At 44.8% G+C, this 18,553-nt stretch carries 18 protein-coding genes; 10 read left to right on the forward strand and 8 right to left on the reverse strand.

Going from position 1 to position 18,553, the window contains the following annotated elements; translation table 11 throughout:
- Positions 1-41: 41 nt before the first annotated feature.
- Positions 42-890: a sugar phosphate isomerase/epimerase gene (locus tag QE357_RS19005; RefSeq protein WP_309710759.1), complete on the reverse strand. Its 849-nt coding sequence runs from the start codon at positions 888-890 to the stop codon at positions 42-44.
- Positions 891-1,052: 162 nt separating this feature from the next.
- Here QE357_RS19005 and QE357_RS19010 point away from each other — a divergent pair, with 162 nt between their 5' ends.
- On the forward strand, positions 1,053-1,916 hold the full coding sequence (locus tag QE357_RS19010) for an AraC family transcriptional regulator (protein WP_309710762.1): 864 nt from the start codon (positions 1,053-1,055) through the stop codon (positions 1,914-1,916).
- Between the two features lie 67 nt (positions 1,917-1,983).
- On the opposite strand, the gene hemA is transcribed toward QE357_RS19010, so the two are convergent.
- Positions 1,984-3,252, reverse strand: a complete 1,269-nt coding sequence (gene hemA, locus QE357_RS19015) for a glutamyl-tRNA reductase (RefSeq protein WP_307141382.1) — start codon at positions 3,250-3,252, stop codon at positions 1,984-1,986.
- 303 nt (positions 3,253-3,555) lie between these two features.
- On the opposite strand from hemA, the gene QE357_RS19020 reads away from it, so the two are divergent.
- Positions 3,556-4,797 carry a PAS domain-containing sensor histidine kinase gene (locus QE357_RS19020; RefSeq protein WP_232793724.1) on the forward strand — a complete coding sequence of 414 codons (1,242 nt, stop codon included), beginning with the start codon at positions 3,556-3,558 and terminating at the stop codon, positions 4,795-4,797.
- A gap of 58 nt (positions 4,798-4,855) precedes the next feature.
- On the opposite strand, the gene QE357_RS19025 is transcribed toward QE357_RS19020, so the two are convergent.
- Positions 4,856-5,383 (reverse strand): hypothetical protein, encoded by a 528-nt coding sequence (locus QE357_RS19025; RefSeq protein ID WP_157830364.1) that lies wholly within the window; start codon positions 5,381-5,383, stop codon positions 4,856-4,858.
- Between the two features lie 124 nt (positions 5,384-5,507).
- On the opposite strand from QE357_RS19025, the gene QE357_RS19030 reads away from it, so the two are divergent.
- Genes QE357_RS19030 through QE357_RS19040 form a run of 3 tightly spaced genes read left to right on the forward strand, consistent with a single transcriptional unit; the run spans position 5,508 to position 7,954 of the window.
- Positions 5,508-6,527 (forward strand): acyl transferase, encoded by a 1,020-nt coding sequence (locus QE357_RS19030; protein ID WP_309710769.1) that lies wholly within the window; start codon positions 5,508-5,510, stop codon positions 6,525-6,527.
- 15 nt (positions 6,528-6,542) lie between these two features.
- Positions 6,543-7,151, forward strand: a complete 609-nt coding sequence (locus tag QE357_RS19035; protein ID WP_309710772.1) for a DUF4230 domain-containing protein — start codon at positions 6,543-6,545, stop codon at positions 7,149-7,151.
- A gap of 50 nt (positions 7,152-7,201) precedes the next feature.
- Positions 7,202-7,954, forward strand: a complete 753-nt coding sequence (locus QE357_RS19040) for a glucose 1-dehydrogenase (protein WP_307141387.1) — start codon at positions 7,202-7,204, stop codon at positions 7,952-7,954.
- Between the two features lie 53 nt (positions 7,955-8,007).
- Here the strand turns inward: QE357_RS19040 and QE357_RS19045 are convergent, their stop codons facing one another.
- The gene (locus tag QE357_RS19045; protein ID WP_309710775.1) at positions 8,008-8,445 is read right to left on the reverse strand and encodes a hypothetical protein; all 438 of its coding nucleotides are present in this window, start codon (positions 8,443-8,445) and stop codon (positions 8,008-8,010) included.
- Positions 8,446-8,651: 206 nt separating this feature from the next.
- Positions 8,652-9,722 (reverse strand): recombinase RecA, encoded by a 1,071-nt coding sequence (recA, locus tag QE357_RS19050; protein WP_106637124.1) that lies wholly within the window; start codon positions 9,720-9,722, stop codon positions 8,652-8,654.
- Positions 9,723-9,954: 232 nt separating this feature from the next.
- Here recA and QE357_RS19055 point away from each other — a divergent pair, with 232 nt between their 5' ends.
- A complete protein-coding gene (locus QE357_RS19055) occupies positions 9,955-10,986 on the forward strand; it encodes an aminopeptidase (RefSeq protein WP_309710781.1) in 1,032 nt (343 codons plus the stop codon).
- 46 nt (positions 10,987-11,032) lie between these two features.
- Positions 11,033-11,845, forward strand: coding sequence for a DUF3108 domain-containing protein (locus tag QE357_RS19060; RefSeq protein ID WP_309710784.1), 813 nt, complete (start codon positions 11,033-11,035; stop codon positions 11,843-11,845).
- On the opposite strand, the gene QE357_RS19065 is transcribed toward QE357_RS19060, so the two are convergent.
- Positions 11,846-12,802 carry a GNAT family N-acetyltransferase gene (locus QE357_RS19065; RefSeq protein ID WP_309710787.1) on the reverse strand — a complete coding sequence of 319 codons (957 nt, stop codon included), beginning with the start codon at positions 12,800-12,802 and terminating at the stop codon, positions 11,846-11,848. It lies immediately after the preceding gene.
- A 71-nt stretch (positions 12,803-12,873) separates the two neighbouring features.
- A complete protein-coding gene (dnaA, locus tag QE357_RS19070; protein ID WP_232793722.1) occupies positions 12,874-14,316 on the reverse strand; it encodes a chromosomal replication initiator protein DnaA in 1,443 nt (480 codons plus the stop codon).
- A gap of 207 nt (positions 14,317-14,523) precedes the next feature.
- On the opposite strand from dnaA, the gene QE357_RS19075 reads away from it, so the two are divergent.
- The 3 genes from QE357_RS19075 to cdaA all read left to right on the forward strand — a co-directional run bounded on the left by QE357_RS19075 (position 14,524) and on the right by cdaA (position 17,220).
- Positions 14,524-15,459, forward strand: coding sequence for a hypothetical protein (locus QE357_RS19075; RefSeq protein ID WP_309710790.1), 936 nt, complete (start codon positions 14,524-14,526; stop codon positions 15,457-15,459).
- Between the two features lie 266 nt (positions 15,460-15,725).
- Positions 15,726-16,241 carry a hypothetical protein gene (locus QE357_RS19080; protein WP_309710793.1) on the forward strand — a complete coding sequence of 172 codons (516 nt, stop codon included), beginning with the start codon at positions 15,726-15,728 and terminating at the stop codon, positions 16,239-16,241.
- A gap of 184 nt (positions 16,242-16,425) precedes the next feature.
- A complete protein-coding gene (cdaA, locus tag QE357_RS19085; RefSeq protein WP_106637119.1) occupies positions 16,426-17,220 on the forward strand; it encodes a diadenylate cyclase CdaA in 795 nt (264 codons plus the stop codon).
- 3 nt (positions 17,221-17,223) lie between these two features.
- Here cdaA and QE357_RS19090 read toward each other — a convergent pair whose 3' ends face one another.
- Positions 17,224-18,531 carry a deoxyribodipyrimidine photo-lyase gene (locus QE357_RS19090; RefSeq protein ID WP_309710797.1) on the reverse strand — a complete coding sequence of 436 codons (1,308 nt, stop codon included), beginning with the start codon at positions 18,529-18,531 and terminating at the stop codon, positions 17,224-17,226.
- Positions 18,532-18,553 lie beyond the last annotated feature (22 nt).

Genomic DNA, 18,553 nt, shown 5'->3' on the forward strand with positions numbered 1-18,553 from the left:
CCTGATTGAAAATAGTAAGGTTAATAAATTAAGACAAATCGTTAAAACTGACCGTTACTGACTACTTGGGGAACCGACTCCCACTGACTTTTAATGAACGACAGACCATCCCGCATGAGTTGTTCTTCTGAATCGAACATCTGTCGCCAGATATTGGCTACACTGAGTTTGGGACTGAAAGCTTCGATGCTCAACCAGCCCTGGTAATCAATGTCGCGAAGGCCCGCAAATACTCCTTTCCAATCCACATTACCCTTACCAGGAGTAGAACGATCGTTCTCTGAAAGCTGTATGAAGGTGATGCGGTCTCCTAACTGCCGAATGGTTTCGCCAATGTTCTTTTCTTCAATATTGGCATGAAATGTATCGAACATGATCTGACAATTGGGATGGTTCACCTCATCGACAAAGCGGGCTAGCTCGGCTCCACAACTCGTCAGATACATTTCAAAACGATTGAGGTATTCCAATCCTAGAGTAATCCCCTGGCTTTGGGCATATTCGGCCAGAATTTGAATGCCCTCCACGCCCCATTTCCATTCATCCGCAGTAGCAGGTTGTCCCGTAAAAACGCCCAAAGCAGAATGATAAGGACCCATGAGTTTTTCAGCTCCCAGTTCTACAGCACAATCTACGCTGCGAAGCAAATGCTCCAGCGTAGCTTTACGCATCCCTGCATCCGCACTAATCAGGTTGGCTTCGGGTCCGCAGATTACGTCGGCCTGCCGCTGAAGGCCCAGCTCATCCAGTTTTCGAGCCCAGGGCTTCCAGTGCTGACGATCGCTCGTAGACAAGGGCACTTCGACCCCACCGAAACCAATAGACTGGATTAATTCGAGCGTTGGAAAAAAAGATTCATCGAGATTACCACCCCACAGGAGCAGATTCATGCTGTAAATCATTATGCAATTTTATGATGGAAAAATGATAAATACTGTCTCCGCATTGACCATGTCCTACTGTATTTTGACCTATATTGCAGAATCAACTTAATTAAGCATCAAAATACAGAATATTGTCGATTTTTAATATATCGTCGAATCTTTTCCACTATGAAATTAGCTCTGCGTAAATCCATTGAAAACCAAGTGGCTTCCTTTACCATGCAGGAACTCACGGCTCCTCATTTTGATCCCAACTGGCACTTTCATCCGCATTACCAACTTTTTACGGTTGAAGAAGGCACTGGAACCCGTTTCATTGGCGATAACATTCAGCCTTTTGAACCAGGAGACACCGTTTTTTTAGGGCCGAATATTCCACACCTCTGGCGAAGTGATCCGGCCTACTTTCAGACCCCCTCCGGGCTTTCCACCAAGGGAATTGTGGTGTACTTTACCGAAGATTTTCTGGGTAATGACTTTTTCAAACGGCCCGAAATGCACGGCTTACAAAGTTTTTTTACGGACGCTACGCGGGGCTATGAAATTACCGGAGTGTTGAAGAGTCAGATTCGGGAGCGAATGCACAAGCTTTTGCAGGCGAGTGGGTTTCAGGCCATTTTGCAATTACTAGCCATTTTAGACGAATTAGCTCACGCCGAAGAATGCCAGCCTATTGCTAGTCTGGGTTACGTCAATACGCACAAAGTATCAGAAACCGAACGGATGCAAAAAGTACACGATTACGTACTCGATCATTTTCGACAGGAAATCAGACTTGATGAAATGGCATCACTAGCAGGGATGAGCCCTTCGGCATTTTGCCGGTATTTTAAAACAAGAACCAACCGGACTTTTTCTGAATTTGTCAGTGAAGTTCGCATCGGTTATGCCTGCAAATTATTAATAGAAGGGAAATTTACCATAACCCAGATTTGTTACGAAAGCGGCTTTAATACCATTTCTAACTTTAATCGGCAGTTCAAGGAAATTACTACATTAACGCCCGCCCAATACCAAAAGGCGTATCAATAGAAACAAAAAAGAGCAAGGCCTAAGCCTTGCTCTACATCGTTTCAATACACTCGTTGTTGTATAGTCTTTATTTGTGTTCGGGCTGACGCTCTAAATCAAAGAGCTCCACCAGAACATCCGCCAGTTGGTCGGCATCTCCGCGACGGCAGGCGTTTTTAAGATTCACAGCGGGTGAACGCAGAATGCGGTTCACAATATTTGCCGTGAGCTTATCAAATTTATCGGCTTCGGCAGGCGTCAGGTGTTTAAGCTGACGGGCCAGTTCTTCTTTACGAATCTGATCCAGAGCCTGCTTGAATTTCTGAATCGTAGGTGATACCACCATTTCTTTCGACCAGTCCTGGAATCCGGCCATGGCTTCATCCAGAATCCGGTGTACGGCTGGTACAGACTCCAGTCTTCGCTGCAATGCGGCGTTGGCTTTCGCCTGAATATCGTCGATGGAGTACACTAGAGCTCCCGGAACTTCTTCTACCTGAGCTTCAATGCTGCGAGGCACTGATAAATCAATGAAGTACTTAAAGGTCAGAATGTCCAGACTCTCTACAAAAGCTTTGGTAAACAGCGGCGTTGTTACCCGCAGAGAGGAAACAATTACATCCGCCTGACGCACTTCAGCTTCCAGGTTTTCCCAGTCAGCCACCCGGAAATTGGTTCCTTCCGCCAGGCTAACCGACTTAGCATACGTACGGTTAACGAGCGTAATCTGAGCAAATTCCTTATCGGCCAGGTTCTTTACCACATCCGTTCCAATTTCACCCAAACCCACTACCAGCACGCGAGGCTGAGCATGGTTTTGCGTTAAATCAGCAATTAGATCTACCGTTGCATACGAAACCGAAGCAGCTCCATCCCGGAAACTGGTTTCCTGATTAACCCGCTTGCTGGAAAAGAAAATCGTGTGCATCAATCGGTGCAGAAAAGGACTTGCTGCATCTACATCCACTGACCACTGGTACGAATGCTTGACCTGGTTAGGAATCTGAAGATCACCTACTACCTGCGAATGAAGACCCGTAGCTACCTCAAATAAATGACGAATGGCTTGAAGCTGATCGTCCAGTACTACAAAGTAATCGGGCAGGTCTGAGGGCTTTTCCAGACCTTTTTCAATGGCTAATAACTTAATAATTGACTCGGCGTAGTTTGCTGACGCCGTATAATATATTTCCGTACGATTACACGTGGAAACCACCAGAATGTCCTGAAATCCAAAATGCTCTTTCAGTTTCAGGGAAAAAGTCTTGGCCTCGCTTTCATCCAGTGCCACCTGCTCTCTTATGGCCAAGGGAGCAGTTTTGTACGATAAACTGATTGCTCGAAACGTAGTAGTCATTTCCTTCACTAAAAACACAAAAATACGTCAGGATAACCTTCCGACGGATGTAATAAATCCCATTCTGTTCTATTTAGAATGAATCAAAACTACATCGGTCTTTTTCCTGACTCCTGAGCAAGATTAAGGCAACTTTTCAACTTAATCTATGACATTTGTCATTTCCTAATCCGCTCATCCAGAGCATTAGACTCAGGCTTGCCCCAATCGTCAAGCCATTGCTAAATGATGGGATCACTTAGGCTGGAATTATTTTATTGGCTGTATATAAATCCAAAAGCCTTTGGCGTTGGTTGAAAAGAAATGAAACAAAGCGTTGCTAATCCTCCATTGAAACCATCAGCCGACAACCGCCGGGGTAACTTAGCCGCCCGGATGCGGTCGGGTGATTTATACCAGCAGAAAAACCAGGTTAAAATCGGTATTCTCCTGACTTTGATGGCCTTTTCCATCGGATGGTTTTACTATACAAATTCCCTGATTTCCCGACTAGAAGCTCATGAGCTTGAAGAAGTACGCCTCTACGCCAAAAGTCTGGAATATGCTTATACCAGTTCTGCCGAGACCGATCTTAACTTCTTCTTTGATAACATTGTAAAGGTTAATACCGAAATTCCGGTTATCGTTGAGTATCAAAATACATACACGCCTCGAAATATTATCTTACCCGAGAATCCAGATGAAGTTCATGATTTCTTAAAACAGAAAGCCGCTGAATTCCAAACAGATAATGCTCCAATAGAATACGACGGAGGTTTTGGCAAGGGATACATCTACTTTAGCCACTCCTTTCTTTTTACGCAGCTTCAGTATTACCCCCTAGTAATGTTCCTGGGGCTTTTAGTGTTTGGTTACCTGGCATACCTGGCCTTTAGTTCTTCCCGCCGCTCCGAGCAAAACCGGGTCTGGGTGGGCTTGGCTAAGGAAACGGCTCACCAGTTAGGTACGCCCCTGTCAGGTTTGAAAGGCTGGGTGGAATACTTCAAGACTGATCCCGATCGCTACGAAACAGAATACGTGCTGGAGTTGGAAAAAGACGTTGAGCGGCTGGAAACCATTACGGCCCGGTTCTCCAGCATTGGCTCCATGCCTACCCTTTCGCCGGAACCACTGGATACTCACATTGAAAAGTTTGTGGACTATCTCAAACGTCGGGTTTCGTCCAAAATCAAGTGGCAGATTACCAATCAAATTCCGGCGGGCAAGCTTATACCCATCAACCGCTATCTTTTTGAATGGGTGATTGAAAACCTCTGCAAGAATGCCGTGGATGCCATGGAAGGCGTGGGCGAGTTGCGAATTCAAATGACAGAAAAGCCCGGTCAGATTGTGATTGACATCAGTGATACGGGCAAAGGCATTCCTAAATCCAACTGGAAACAAGTGTTTAACCCCGGTTTTAGTACCAAAAAACGTGGCTGGGGTTTAGGCCTGACGCTGGCTAAACGCATCATCGAAAACTATCACAAAGGCAAGTTATTCGTCAAGAATTCCGAGCCGGGGAAAGGCACTACCTTCCGAATTACCTTACCCGTAAAGACCTAACAAAAAAGAGAATGACTGTGAAGCCATTCTCTTTTTTATGATTGAAAAATTGTATGGCTTACTGCTGCACCCGAAGAATAACGGAAGGCGTTTCTACTTCATTACTTACATTGAGGGCCCGATCCTTGATTCTGATTCTAAATTTCAGGGTATCGTTTCGGGAAACGGCTAAATGCGGAATCATAATAGACCGCGAAAGCGTACCTTCAATGGGTCCCACTTTGTTATCCTGACGAAGTCGGGGGAAGTTACCTGAGTTGGAAACGCCAAAGCTTTGCGTCACGTCCTGAAACTGGCCCCGAATGCGACGGAGGGTTTTTACTTCATAATTATACCCTTCTTTTATTAACACTGAATCAGGATACATATTACTGGATAAGCCCAAATCCCCATCTCCATCCTGAAATTTGACGCCAATCACCAGCGAATCCTGAGCATTACCTAGGCGGTCGGTGTTGGTTGTTTTACTAATGGTAGTGCTTCCGTCGAGCAAGTTAGGCACATTCGAAAAGTCAGGCTCGGTCGTACAACTCGCTAGATATAGCCCCGCACCAAGGATTAAAAACGTAAATAATACCCGCATCATAGGAACCTAATTTTTATAGTCACTGTCATAAACGACCAATTCACTCTTAAAGTTACATTAGCCCCTGCTAAATTAAGTAAGTTTGTAAAAATTCACCCTATAGGGTTATTTAAGTCACAGACAAATGCCTATTACTGAAGAACTTAAAGATAAAATAGTATCGCTAAATCCCCACCATTTTGAGGATCTGAGCCTGGAAGTCTTCCGGCTTCAGGCCCGGCAGAATGCCATTTATCAGCAATACCTTTCTCATTTAGCCATCAAGCCTGAGCAGGTTCATTCGCTTGAGCAGATTCCTTACTTACCCATTGAGTTTTTTAAATCGCACCGCATATTAAGCACTTCTGCAACGGTAAAAACAACCTTTGCCAGCAGTGGCACCACGGGCCAGATCACCAGTCAGCATCTGGTAACGGACCCTGATTTTTATGATGCGGTGAGTGAACGTATTTTCGAAGCTTTTTACGGTCCGCTTCAGGATTTTCATATCCTGGCTCTGCTGCCCTCGTACCTGGAACGGTCGAATTCATCGCTGGTCCACATGGTTCGGCATTTCATTGCTAAAACCCAATCCGACTATTCGGGCTTTTACCTGCATAATACCGACGAATTGCTGGAACGACTCTCTGTTTTGAGGCAGAAACCTGAGAAAAAAGTCCTGCTTATCGGAGTTACTTTCGCCCTTTTAGATTTGGCCGAAACTGCTGATTTATCTTTTCTAGAGGGAATGAATCATTTGATTGTCATGGAAACGGGGGGCATGAAAGGCCGTAGAGAAGAGTTACTTCGCGAGCAGTTACACGAAATTCTCACCCAGGCTTTTCATGTTCCTGTGATTCATTCAGAATACGGAATGACGGAGTTACTCTCCCAGGGCTATTCTTTCGGCGAAGGTTTGTTTCACTTGCCCGCCAGTATGAAAATTACCCTTCGGGATGTGAATGATCCGTTTCATCTGTATCAGCCCGGTCGGCAAACCCGCAGCACGGGCGGCATTAATATTATTGATTTGGCCAACATTGATTCCTGTAGTTTTCTGGAAACGAAAGACTTAGGAAGTTACGGCAGGGAGCTTCAAACTTTTCGGGTGTTGGGACGTTTTGATAACTCAGACCTTCGGGGCTGTAATCTCATGGTTCTATAAATCCACCCCTGACTTATGCGTTTGCTTCTTCGTTTGCTCTTCCTAGTTCTGCTCGTAGTCGGTATCATTTACGGCTGGGAACAAATCAAAGCCCGCAAGTTTTTTGATCCCTCGGGCCGCTCCGAAGTTGTTACCAATCACAACGTCGTTCTTCAGCAAATCACCTCGCTGGGAAAACTGGAGTTAGTCAAGTATAACTTCCGAGATGTCGTCGATCAAAAAATTACCCGTCAGTTTCTGCCCGACGGCAAAGCTCTGCTCATCATTCAGGGCGAAGCCATTGGCTGTCTGGATTTAACTAAAATGACCGTTGCCGATATTGGTGAAATGCGGGATACACTCATCGTGCGTTTGCCCGAACCCGAAATTTGCGTTGCCAAAATTGATCATTCCAAATCCAAGGTGTATAACACCGAATATGCCTTTACCGATGAAGCGTTGCTGATTGATGAGGCCTTTAAGAAAGCCGAAGAGCAGGTCAGCCAATCGGCTATTAATCAGGGGATCTTAGAACAAACCCGCGAGAATGCTAGTAAAATTTTACGGCCTATGCTTGAAAAAGTGTCCGGTAAAAAAGTATTACTTCGTTACCGCATGAAGGGCCAGATTGACGATCCCCGTTAGGACTTTGTATGCTTTTTTAAGCGATCTTTTCCAGATCATTTAAGAAAATCATGCAGGGAAAAGTAGCCATTATTACCGGCGGTGCTCAGGGAATTGGGCGGGTCATTAGCCAGCGATTACTCGAAAAAGGTTGCTCAGTAGCCATTTGGGAACAGGACGAAAAAGCGTTACGTGAAATCCAGAAGGAATTCGAGAAACTCGGTCACGTACTGGCTTTACCCTGTGATATTGCTCAGCCCAAAGCCATTGAAAAAGCTCTGGAGCAAACCGTTGAAGCTTTCGGCCGCATTGATATACTCGTAAATAATGCAGCCATTTTTGAAAATAAGCCGCTGGAAGACTGGAGTTTTGAAGATTGGGCTCAGGGTATAAATGTCAACCTTTCGGGTCCGTTTTGGGGTAGCAGGGTTTGTGCTCCTTACCTGAAAGCAAGTAAAGGAATCATTATTAACCTCTGCTCCACCCGGGCTTTTCAGTCGGAGCCCGACACGTTTGCTTATTCAGCCTCGAAGGGAGGAATTTTTGCTCTGACACATGCTCTGGCTATCAGTCTGGGTCCTGACATTCGGGTAAATTGTATTTCTCCCGGATGGATTGACGTTACGGCCTATCAAAAATCTTCGGATCAAAAACCCGCAAAACTCAGTAAAGCCGACCACGAACAGCACCCAGCGGGTCGTGTAGGTAACCCCGACGATATTGCCAATCTGGTTATCTTCTTAAGTGATCCCGCTAATTCGTTTATTACAGGTCAAAACTTTACCGTTGATGGGGGCATGAGCCGAAAGATGATTTATGTATAAAGGCAAAAGCAGCAGGGAGATCCATTCCTGCTGCTTTTGTGATAGCCTTATTTCTATCGATTAGCGATAATAACCAGAGCGGCGACATTAATACCGAAAGCTAAACCCCAGCTAGTCCAGATTTTCTTTTGTTTGATTTGTTTGGCTCTTTGCCTATAACCCGAAGCATAATCGGGCGACTTCATTAGATCAGCGTTCGGAAAACCCAAGTTTTCTAGTTTAGGGCCTTTGTCTGAACTTATCACGGCAGGAATAATTCCAATGAAAGGAACCAGCACACTGCTTAGAAAAGTAGCATTGCGAGCCGCTTTGTACTTTTTATAATGCAGCTGAGCATCTTGTCTTCCTTTGGTAAATAAATCCTTGGAGGTGTCTTTTGCGACCAGAGTAGAAGACTTGGCCGAAGCCAGTAAAAGACTATCGGGTTGCTGAGCCCGAAGAAGGGCTGGAAAGCCTGTCAGTAGTAACAGGGTAATCAGGATATTTTTCATGAGTTGGCGGGGATAATTCCATTGTCTTTGGAAAGATACTAAGATTTACTGGTAATAATTAAAGTCAGTCCGCTATTAATTTATTCTAATGACTGCTGAATCTGCCTTAAAACGTATACTGATTATTGAATGTTTATAAACTATAAAAGAAAACCCTACCGACTATAATAGTCAGTAGGGTTCTTCGAAAACGATAATACAAATACTTATTCTTCTTTACCGTCGTCAACAATGTTAGGCTCGAGTGTGTCCACTAAAGCTTCATCATCACCTTTTACTTTTTCCTTGATTTTAGCTTCCAGTTCGTCCAGCAGTTCGGGGTTGTCCTTGAGGATCTCTTTTACTGCGTCGCGACCTTGGCCCAAACGGTTGGTACCGTAGCTAAACCAGGAACCTGATTTTTTCACGATTTCGAGTTCAACAGCTAAATCCAGCACTTCGCCCACTTTCGAGATTCCTTCGCCATACATGATGTCGAATTCAACCACTTTAAATGGAGGAGCTAATTTGTTTTTAACCACTTTCACCCGCGTACGGTTACCCGTAATGCTGTCCGCTCCTTCTTTGATCTGACCCGCCCGACGAATATCCAGACGAACCGATGCATAGAATTTCAGAGCATTACCCCCCGTAGTGGTTTCGGGGTTACCGAACATCACACCAATTTTTTCCCGTAACTGGTTAATGAAGATACAGCAGCAGGAAGTTTTGTTAATGATACCAGTCATCTTACGTAAAGCCTGCGACATCAAACGAGCCTGCAAACCTACTTTCGAATCCCCCATATCGCCTTCGATCTCAGCTTTAGGAACCAAAGCGGCGACGGAGTCAATCACAATAATATCAATAGCACCGGAGGAAATCAGATGCTCGGCAATTTCAAGAGCCTGCTCACCGTTATCAGGCTGAGCAATGAGAAGATTACCTGTATCGATGCCTAATTTTTCTGCGTAACTACGATCAAAGGCGTGCTCTGCATCAATAAATGCAGCTAAGCCTCCTTTTTTCTGAGCCTCAGCGATGCAATGCATGGCAATAGTCGTCTTACCTGAAGATTCAGGTCCGTAAATCTCTACCACCCGTCCACGCGGAACCCCGCCAATGCCCAAGGCCAGATCCAGTCCTAAAGAACCCGTTGAAATAACAGGAATATCCAGAACTTTCGCATCTGAAAGACGCATGACCGTACCTTTACCGTAGGCTTTGTCTAATTTTTCAATGGTGGTTTGCAAAGCTTTTAACTTTTGCCCTGCGTCCGTACCTTTTGCTTCTGCCATGTTTAAAAAAACGAGCTATTGAGTGAAGAATTTGACCTAAAATTACACATTAGGGGCCAAATATCCTAATCACCCCTAAATATTTGTTCTATTTTTTTAATCAATTTGAACACCGAAACGTTCCGTCCCGGATTGATTTTAAAACATATTTACGAGGAAAATGGATATATCTGGTTGCCGTTTACAAAAAAAGCGTTTTTATTGAAGTCCAGGTTATTGTTTAAAGTCAACCATGAAACATATCATAAAAAAAATTGCCCTGTCCATCGGTTTGCTAGTGCTGGTAGTAGGCATCTGGCAGTGGGACTGGGTAAGTTACAGCTACGGGCAACTCAGCGGCGGGGCCAGAGTCCTGCTGGAAGCTAAACCCGTTAGTGAAGTACTTCAGGATTCTTCCGTGCCCGATTCCATTAAAAGCAAACTTCGCTTTATTGAAGAAATCCGGCAGTTTGCCATTGATTCACTGGGTCTCAACGACACCCCCTTATATCAGTCTTATTACGATCAGCACAATAAACCCATTTGTTACGTTCTGACCGTAGCAGAGCCCTACCAGGTCAAAGCCATTGAATTTTCTTTTCCCATCATCGGTTCTTTTACCTATAAAGGTTTTTTTGATTTGCAACGAGCCCAAAAAGAAGAGAAGCTCTGTTCAGGTTACGATACCGAAATCAGCCCGGTTTCGGCCTATAGTACCTTGGGTTACTTCAACGATCCTATTCTGTCAGGCATGCTTTCATTGCCTGAAGGACGATTGGCCAGTCTGATCATGCATGAAATGACTCACGCCACTGTCTTTATTAAAAATCAACATGAGTTCAATGAGAATCTGGCTAACTTCATCGGCGATTATGGAGCCGTCCGATTTTTGGCACAGCGTTTTGGCACTAGCTCCCCGGTTTACCAAACCTATTTGCAGGGTAAAGTATTCAGAGATCGCTATGTACAGCACTTCAATCGGGGTAAACTATCACTAGATAGTCTATACGCAACTTTTTTGCCCCAGTGGTCGAATCAACGAAAAGATCAGTTGAAACACCAGCAGATTCGTTATATTATTCAACAGGCTGATACGTTATATAAAGGCCTTACTCAGGTGCGGCGGCGAAGCTGGAAAGCTGATGAATTACCAAATAATGCTTTCTTTGTAGGGTTTGCCACGTATAATTCTCGGCGAAATGAGTTTGAAATTGAATTTAAGGAAAAGTTTCGGGGTGATTTCAAACGATACCTATCCTATTTAAAAACTAAATACGACTCTTAATATCCTTTACAACCGGATTCATTACGATCATTTACTCCCCTTTTACATGCGAATGTCCCGCTTCTCTTTACTAGTGTTTTTCCTAAGTGGTTTTGTTGGATTAGGATTTATTTCACTTCAGGAGCTAACTCCAAGGACCACTTTTCAGGCAACGCCCGGCGAACATCTGGAGTACCGCGTTCACTATGGTTTTATTAATGCTGCCGAAGCCACCGTGGATGTCAGCGATAAATTTCACCGTGTGAAGGGAAAAGCCTGTTACCGCGTGACGGCCACGGGCAGAACCACAGGAGCATTTGATTTGGTAACGAAAGTTCGGGACTCCTGGCAGTCCTACATTGATCCGCAAACGCTGTTGCCTATGGAATTTTCCATGCGGCAGCAGGAAGGACGTTATCAGAAAGAGCAAAAGGTTAGCTTCGATCAGGAAAGCGACAAGATCGTTTCGGTAAGTAAGGGCAAGGATTCAAAGGAAGAAGTGAAGGAATTTAAAGCTCCTGGCTCGATCTATGATGTCATTAGTGGCTATTTTTTTCTGAGAACGGTGGATTTTAACCGCATGAAAGAAGGCCAGATTACAACGGTCAAAACCTTTTATGACAACGATTTTATTAACCTCCAGATTCGCTACGTTGGCAAAGAAGTGGTGAAAACCAAATTTGGTAAGCTCAACACGCACCGCATCATTCCCATCATGCCTCAAAATAAACTTTTTGACGGCAAGGAAGCCATCCGTATCTGGGTTTCGGATGATGCGAATAAAGTACCGGTCAAGGTAGAATTTGATCTGATGGTAGGTGCTGTAGCGATGGATCTTAAAAACTACAGAGGCATGCGGGAAGAATTCCAGTGGCAATAGTTACCGCATGCGATTACGCAGTTCCCAGAGGGTATTCACCCATCCGGGTAACTGATTGGCTCGGAGTTCGTAAAAGGACATTACCCTGCTTCCGAAACTAGCATAGAAGTTAGCAATATCGGTAACCTGAGCACTTTCAAAGTCAAATAAGCCGGAAGTTCCGGCTTTTTCGTTTAGGTAACGATCAATAAGATAAGTGCGGGCATTACCCCGGCGGCCTTCCTCATTGGCTGCATTGAACAAATACAGCGTACGTTTTTTCCAGGTAACAAACCAGGCTCCGGCTTGGATTTCGCCTGCCTTCTCCGCATACCATAACTCGGAAAAGCCCCTTTTCTGACTTGCTTCAAACAAGGAGTTCAGTAATTCATACGTCCTGGGATGAGCTCCGCCCTGAATCTGATGCTCGTGGTAGTACCGGAATAAGTCGGCTAATGACGTGATTTGATTCCCTACGGAAATCGTCCATTGAGCTTTTTCAGCCCGCTTTACGTTCATTTTCCGATCCCGTTTATACGCTTCACGAATCGACTCATAGGATTGGCCGAGTGAAAGCACATGGGTTTGAAAAGTAGTAATGCGGGCGAAAGAATAGGTATTTAATAAAGACAGAGCAGGAAAGCTAAGGGAGAAACTGGCAATGAAGCGGTATTGGCGGAATAAAGCATCCAGAAATAGCTTTTGATCATCAAGACTAAGACTTTCACCAGCGTATAAAGCCAGAAACTGACAGAAGAGCGGTTGATGTACGAAACGGAAACCATAACGCTGCTGCACGGGAACGGGGAGAACGGCCCGGTATTGACCCTTCGTACTTTTCCAGACCAGACATTCCCATTGCGGAGAAACCAGATCTAACCACCAGGAAAGGCCGTAAATCGTACCCCACTCACTGGCTTCTACGCAGGCATCATAGGCGACAGTATTAAGCTGAGAGCGACGAAGGCAAGTAATCATACGGTTGGACTGAAGTAGTGTGTGAGCTGAAATAAGAATTTCCCCTCCATAACTCCAAACCCAACGTATTTCTAATTTCGCTTCCCGAAGTTTTTCTGAAGTTCGAGCAGTTGAGCTTTTACGTCTTTGTTATGCTCCTTTAACTCGGAAATGGTTTGAATGGCGTGGATCACCGTCGAGTGATCGCGGCCTCCAAAGTGGTAACCAATGGACTTAAGCGATAAATCCGTGTATTCCTTGGCAAAGTACATCGCTACTTGACGAGGGAAAACGAGTTCTTTCTTGCGACTCTTTCCCTTCATATCCTGAAGCGTAGTTTTATAATGCTGGCAAATGGTTTCCATAATGGTTTCAATGGTAACCTCCCGCTCTGAGTCCTGAACGATATTTCGAAGCACCTGCCGGGCCAGATTCATATCAATCTCCCGACGTAACAGGGTAGCCTGAGCAATCAGAGAAACCACGACACCTTCAAGCTCCCGCACGTTGGTATCAATGGAGTGAGCCAGGTATTCAATGACTTCGTAATCAATATCCACCCCATCGCCGTGTAGTTTCTTCATGATGATGGCAATTCGCGATTCCAGATCGGGCATCTGTAAATCGGCGGAAAGCCCCCATTTGAAACGCGAAAGCAAACGATCCTGAAGCCCCTGTAAATCTTTTGGGGGACGATCGGACGTCATAATAATCTGCTTACCAGTTTGATGAAGGTGATTAAAAATATGGAAAAATGTCTCCTGAGTTCGTTCCTTACCTGCCAGGAACTGTACGTCATCCAGGATGAGTACGTCAATTTGCAGGTAGAAATTAGTGAAGTTCTGAATGGAGTTATTCCGCACCGCCATCACGAATTGATTCATGAATTTTTCGGTGGAAACAAATAACACAAATTTCCCCGCGTCAGACGCTTTGATCTGATTACCAATGGCTTGAGCGAGGTGCGTTTTCCCCAAACCTACCCCGCCGTAAATCAGCAGTGGATTAAAGGAGGTAACTCCGGGTTTGGTAGCAACGGCATGTCCCGCCGAGCGGGCCAGCCGGTTAAAGTCCCCTTCAACGTAATTCTCGAAGGTATAAATGGGATTCAGATAGGACGTTAATTCCAGCCCATCTAAATCGGGTAATTCAAAAGGATTTCGAAGTTGCTCGGGTTCCGCATTTGCCTTCTTCTGCGGAGCGGGTGCATTTTGAGGAGCAGGTCGCTGGTTCGGAACGGTATAACCCATCGGCGGCTTCTTATCGTCGCCTTTATCCACAATCACTGCGTATTCCAACATGCCCTGACGGCCAATGGCATGGTCAATGGCCCTTCGCAGCACGTGCACGTAATTTTCCTCCAGCCATTCATAGAAGAATTCGCTTGGTACCTGAATGGTCAAGGTGTTTCCAGACAGACGTGCGGGCACGATCGGCTCGAACCAGGTCTTAAAGCTCTGGTCGGGCACGTACTCACGTATGATCTTTAAACACTCTTGCCAAACGGATTTGGCATCTCTGATGGCAGTCTGCAAGGCTCTTTTCAGGCTGGATTTTTCACAAGGGGTGCAAAGATAAATAAACAGAATGGCCCCGTAAAAAGTATTTAAGCAAATTCCTCAAATTTTTTTGAGTACGCTCTTTTTAGAGAAAAGCATTCCCAAATTATGCATTTTCAGTTAAGAAACCGTTACCCCCTAGCTGCCTTTTTGTAAATACGTCACTTTCAAACGACCCCAACCATGACTTTTACCGACAACTTTACTACTCCTTTAGCTGAATTTTATTACCCTAATCATACGCAGTTTATTCCGCAAGGACTACGAGAAGCGGCTCTGGCTTTGTTGAAGGAATGGAACCTGGAGCTAGAAGATTTTGCATCTTCCTTTCCCGGCCACTCCATCTCTGAAAGCCAGCGATTACAACCTGAGCTTTTAGCCCGATCACTGGTTTTTATTACCGATCCATCCCTACCAACCTCTCTGCCCCAGAGCAAGGCTACTGAATTAGTAATTGAAAGCCCAGAATTGGATTACGATTTACTAGCCACTCGCCTCAACCCCACTGATCAGAAAATCTACTTCTCAGGATCAGTGGATTACTTGGCTTTGGCCGATACCCTGCAGCGTCATTTTTCCACGGCCCTTGAAGGGGGCTTTGGTAGTAAACTCAATCCTGACCTACCTGGTTTTGAAGAAGGGCTTCTTCGTAAAACTTCTTTTTCGACCTCCTTCAAACCTTTCCGCCTTATTTCTCCTATTTCTCCAGTAGAAGAGAACATCGCCAGACGATTAAGCCATGTACTGCATACGCTGCAACGCTGGCTGAGGTCATTAACTGACCAGGGTCATTCGGCAGAAACCTTACTTACGAAAGTGGAGGTTTGCCTAGAGCTGACGGGCCAGAATTTACTAGATGCTGTCATGATCCGAACACTACGTTTTTTGCTTCATCATTTCCAGCTTGTGCAGTCTATTCAGCCCCCAGTGTCGGTCTTTATTTATGCGTATAGTCATCAGAGTACGGCTCACTGGGTACTTTCCGCTTTTGATTCGTATGCTTTTACAGAAAAAAATGCGGAGGTATTAACTGCGGATGTCCCTTCTACCGACTTACTGGATTTGGTTAGCTGGAGTCTGGCTCAGCAGGTCTGGAATTTATTCGTTTCTGAACAGTAAAAGGCTGTCTAAAATGGCTTTTTCGTATAAAGAAAGGAGAATCTTAAGCTAGCTTCTCCCTTCTTTCATAGATGCCTCTTAAGTAAAGCTGGCAGATACTTTAATCTGTCATCCAGAGCGAAGCGAAGGAACTTACTATTACTGGGATATACGGCCTGAGTAAGGTTTCTAACAAATTAGTAAGTACATTAAAAAAGGCAGTTTATTCACTTTTTCAGGTAAGATTAAAGCTAATTTCATATAATTGGTATTTTTCTACCAAACCTATGATCAAGTCCACTGCTTTTTTCCTTGTCTTCGCCTTTCTAACTAGCTGCGTTTCCGTTCGTTCCAGCTCGAAAACGCATCAGGAGGCTTCTTTTCGTAAGATTTTAGTACTCCTGCTGGATTCTTCCCATGATGTTAGAGACTCCCAGCGTTTCTTGAAATTTTGCCCGGAAGGCTATTCACTGTGTACGGTTTCTCGTTCGCAGGAGCTAGCTTTTGACTCCGTGGATAGCTTCATTACCAAAGAAAATAAAGTCTGTCAAGCCGATGTAGTGATGATTGTCAAACGTACGGGCGATATCATTCAGCAAAACAGTTACGGAGCCACTCGTGTCACGGGTAACGAATACAGCGTCGAATTACAAACCTTACCTGATCAACAGGCTTTCTGGAAAGCCTCCATTCGTTCGGAAGGAACAAATCTGGTGCCGGCTCGAACCATTTTCAAACGCCTGATTCAGGATGGCTGGATCCACACTAATCAGCTACACCTCGAAGCAGGCCCAAAGCATTAATTTGGCTGCTTTGGGTAAAAACCCGTCAATACTACTCAATTTTAATATTTTAATTATATTTTAAATTTGATTAATACAAAATACATGAAAATAATACGCGGATATTAGCTTCAAAATTTTTATTTTTGGTTTTTCGCTCGTCAAACGACTAGCCCTTTCAATCCTATTTGTTAATCATTGGCGAATGTTGCTCTATAGTCTTGGCTTTTTAGACGTTGCCTTTTCTGACCTTATCGACGTGATATTGGTCGCTTTTCTGATGTATCAGATTTATTTTCTGATCAAAGGCAGCATTGCAAGCCGGGTTTTTCTGGGTTACCTTCTTGTATACGGTTTTTACCTGATTGTCAAAGCCTTAAACATGGAGTTACTCTCCACGATTTTAGGTCAGTTCATGGAAATTGGCGTACTGGCTCTGGTGATTATCTTTCAACCCGAAATCAGGCGATTTCTCATCTTTGTAGGCCGTTCCACCAACCTTCAGCAGTACCCCATTTTAAACCGTATTTTTCAACAGAAGTCCGAAAATCATAACACTTGGGAATTAGCCCCCGTGATAGACGCCGTTAAAAAACTAGCCGCCAGCCGGACCGGAGCCCTGATTGCCATTAAAAAAGAAGATTCGCTTAAACGATACATTGAATCCGGCGATAGTATTGATGCGGAACTTTCCAAGGCTATTCTGCTGGCAATTTTTCAGAAAAACGGCCCTCTGCACGACGGAGCCGTCATTATCTCTGATGGCCGTATTAAAGCAGCCCGATGTATGTTACCCGTTTCTGAAAGTCCTCATATTTCACCCATCCTGGGTTTTCGTCACCGGGCCGCTATTGGATTATCCGAGCATTCGGACGCCGCTATTATCGTTGTTTCAGAAGAGCGGGGCGAAATCACGCTCGTCACAGAAGGCGGTCGAATTCAACGCCACATTCTCGTACAGGAACTTCAGAACCACCTTACTGAATACCTTTCTCAGTAAGAATCATTTTTTCTTTACCGCTTTTCGATAGGTGGTAATGGCCCGTTCCCGAGCCGTTTCGTGTTCTACAATCGGGTCGGGGTAATGAGCTTCACTTACCTCGGGTATCCAATGCCGAACGTATTCCTGTTTGGCATCGAATTTCTTAGCCTGCAAAGCTGGATTAAACACCCGGAAATAAGGAGAGGCATCACAGCCACTACCTGCTGCCCACTGCCAGCCACCGTTATTAGCCGAAAAATCGTAATCCAGAAGTTTTTTGGCAAAATAAGCTTCGCCCCACCGCCAGTCGATTAACAGATGCTTAGCCAGAAAACTTGCCGTAATCATCCGAACCCGATTATGCATAAAGCCTGTTGCATTCATCTGCCGCATGCCCGCATCCACGATGGGATAACCCGTTTGTCCTTCACACCAGGCTTCAAAATCTTTCTCATCATTACGCCACTGAATTCGGTCGTATTCAGGCCGAAACGCGTGGCCTGAGTTAATATGCGGGAAGTGATAAAGTACCTGAAAATAAAAGTCCCGCCACATGAGCTCATTGAGATACGTAGCGTTGAGTTTTTGAGCCACCCGAACCAGTTCCCGAATGGAAACAGTACCAAACCGCAAGTGAATCGACATGCGGCTTGTGCCTTCCAGATTTGGGAAATCACGGGTTTTGTCGTAGTCTTTAATGAGTTCTTCATTAATTTCTGACGAAGGGAAGGGCTCGCCTACGGCCTCAAAATTCATCTCCTGCAAACTGGGAATAGCGGGAAGTTTGGCCTTAAAAAAGTTTTTAAAGTATTTCTCGGTTGGATACGACTTTACGTAAAAGTCATTGACTTTAGTTTTCCAGGCTTTACTATAGGGCGTGAAAACAGAGTAAGGTTTTCCGGCCTTACTCAACACTTCGTCTTTTTCGAAAATAACCTGATCTTTAAAACTATGCAGGGGAATTTGTTTAGTTGCCAGCAAGTCAGCTACGGCTTTGTCCCGTTCTAGAGCATACTGTTCATAATCATTATTCGTGTAGACTTCGGCAATGTCATATTCCTTCAAAACCTCTTTCCAGACGGGTAAGGCCGAACCGTATTTCACCAGTAGCCCCGACTTATGCTTTTGAAGCTTTTTATCAAGGGAAAGAATTTGCTCATAAATAAACTCTACCCGACGATCCCGGCGATCTTCCAGGTCATCAAGAATTTCACGATCAAAAATAAAAAAGACCAATACGGGATACGTTCCGCGTAAGGCGTGATATAAAGCAGCCTGGTCGTGCAGACGAAGATCCCGCCGCAACCAGCAAATTGAAATTTTTTCCATCCGTATTCGTATAGCAGGTCTC

Origin of the sequence: Siphonobacter sp. SORGH_AS_0500, assembly GCF_031453245.1 — a bacterium.
Taxonomy (GTDB): domain Bacteria; phylum Bacteroidota; class Bacteroidia; order Cytophagales; family Spirosomataceae; genus Siphonobacter.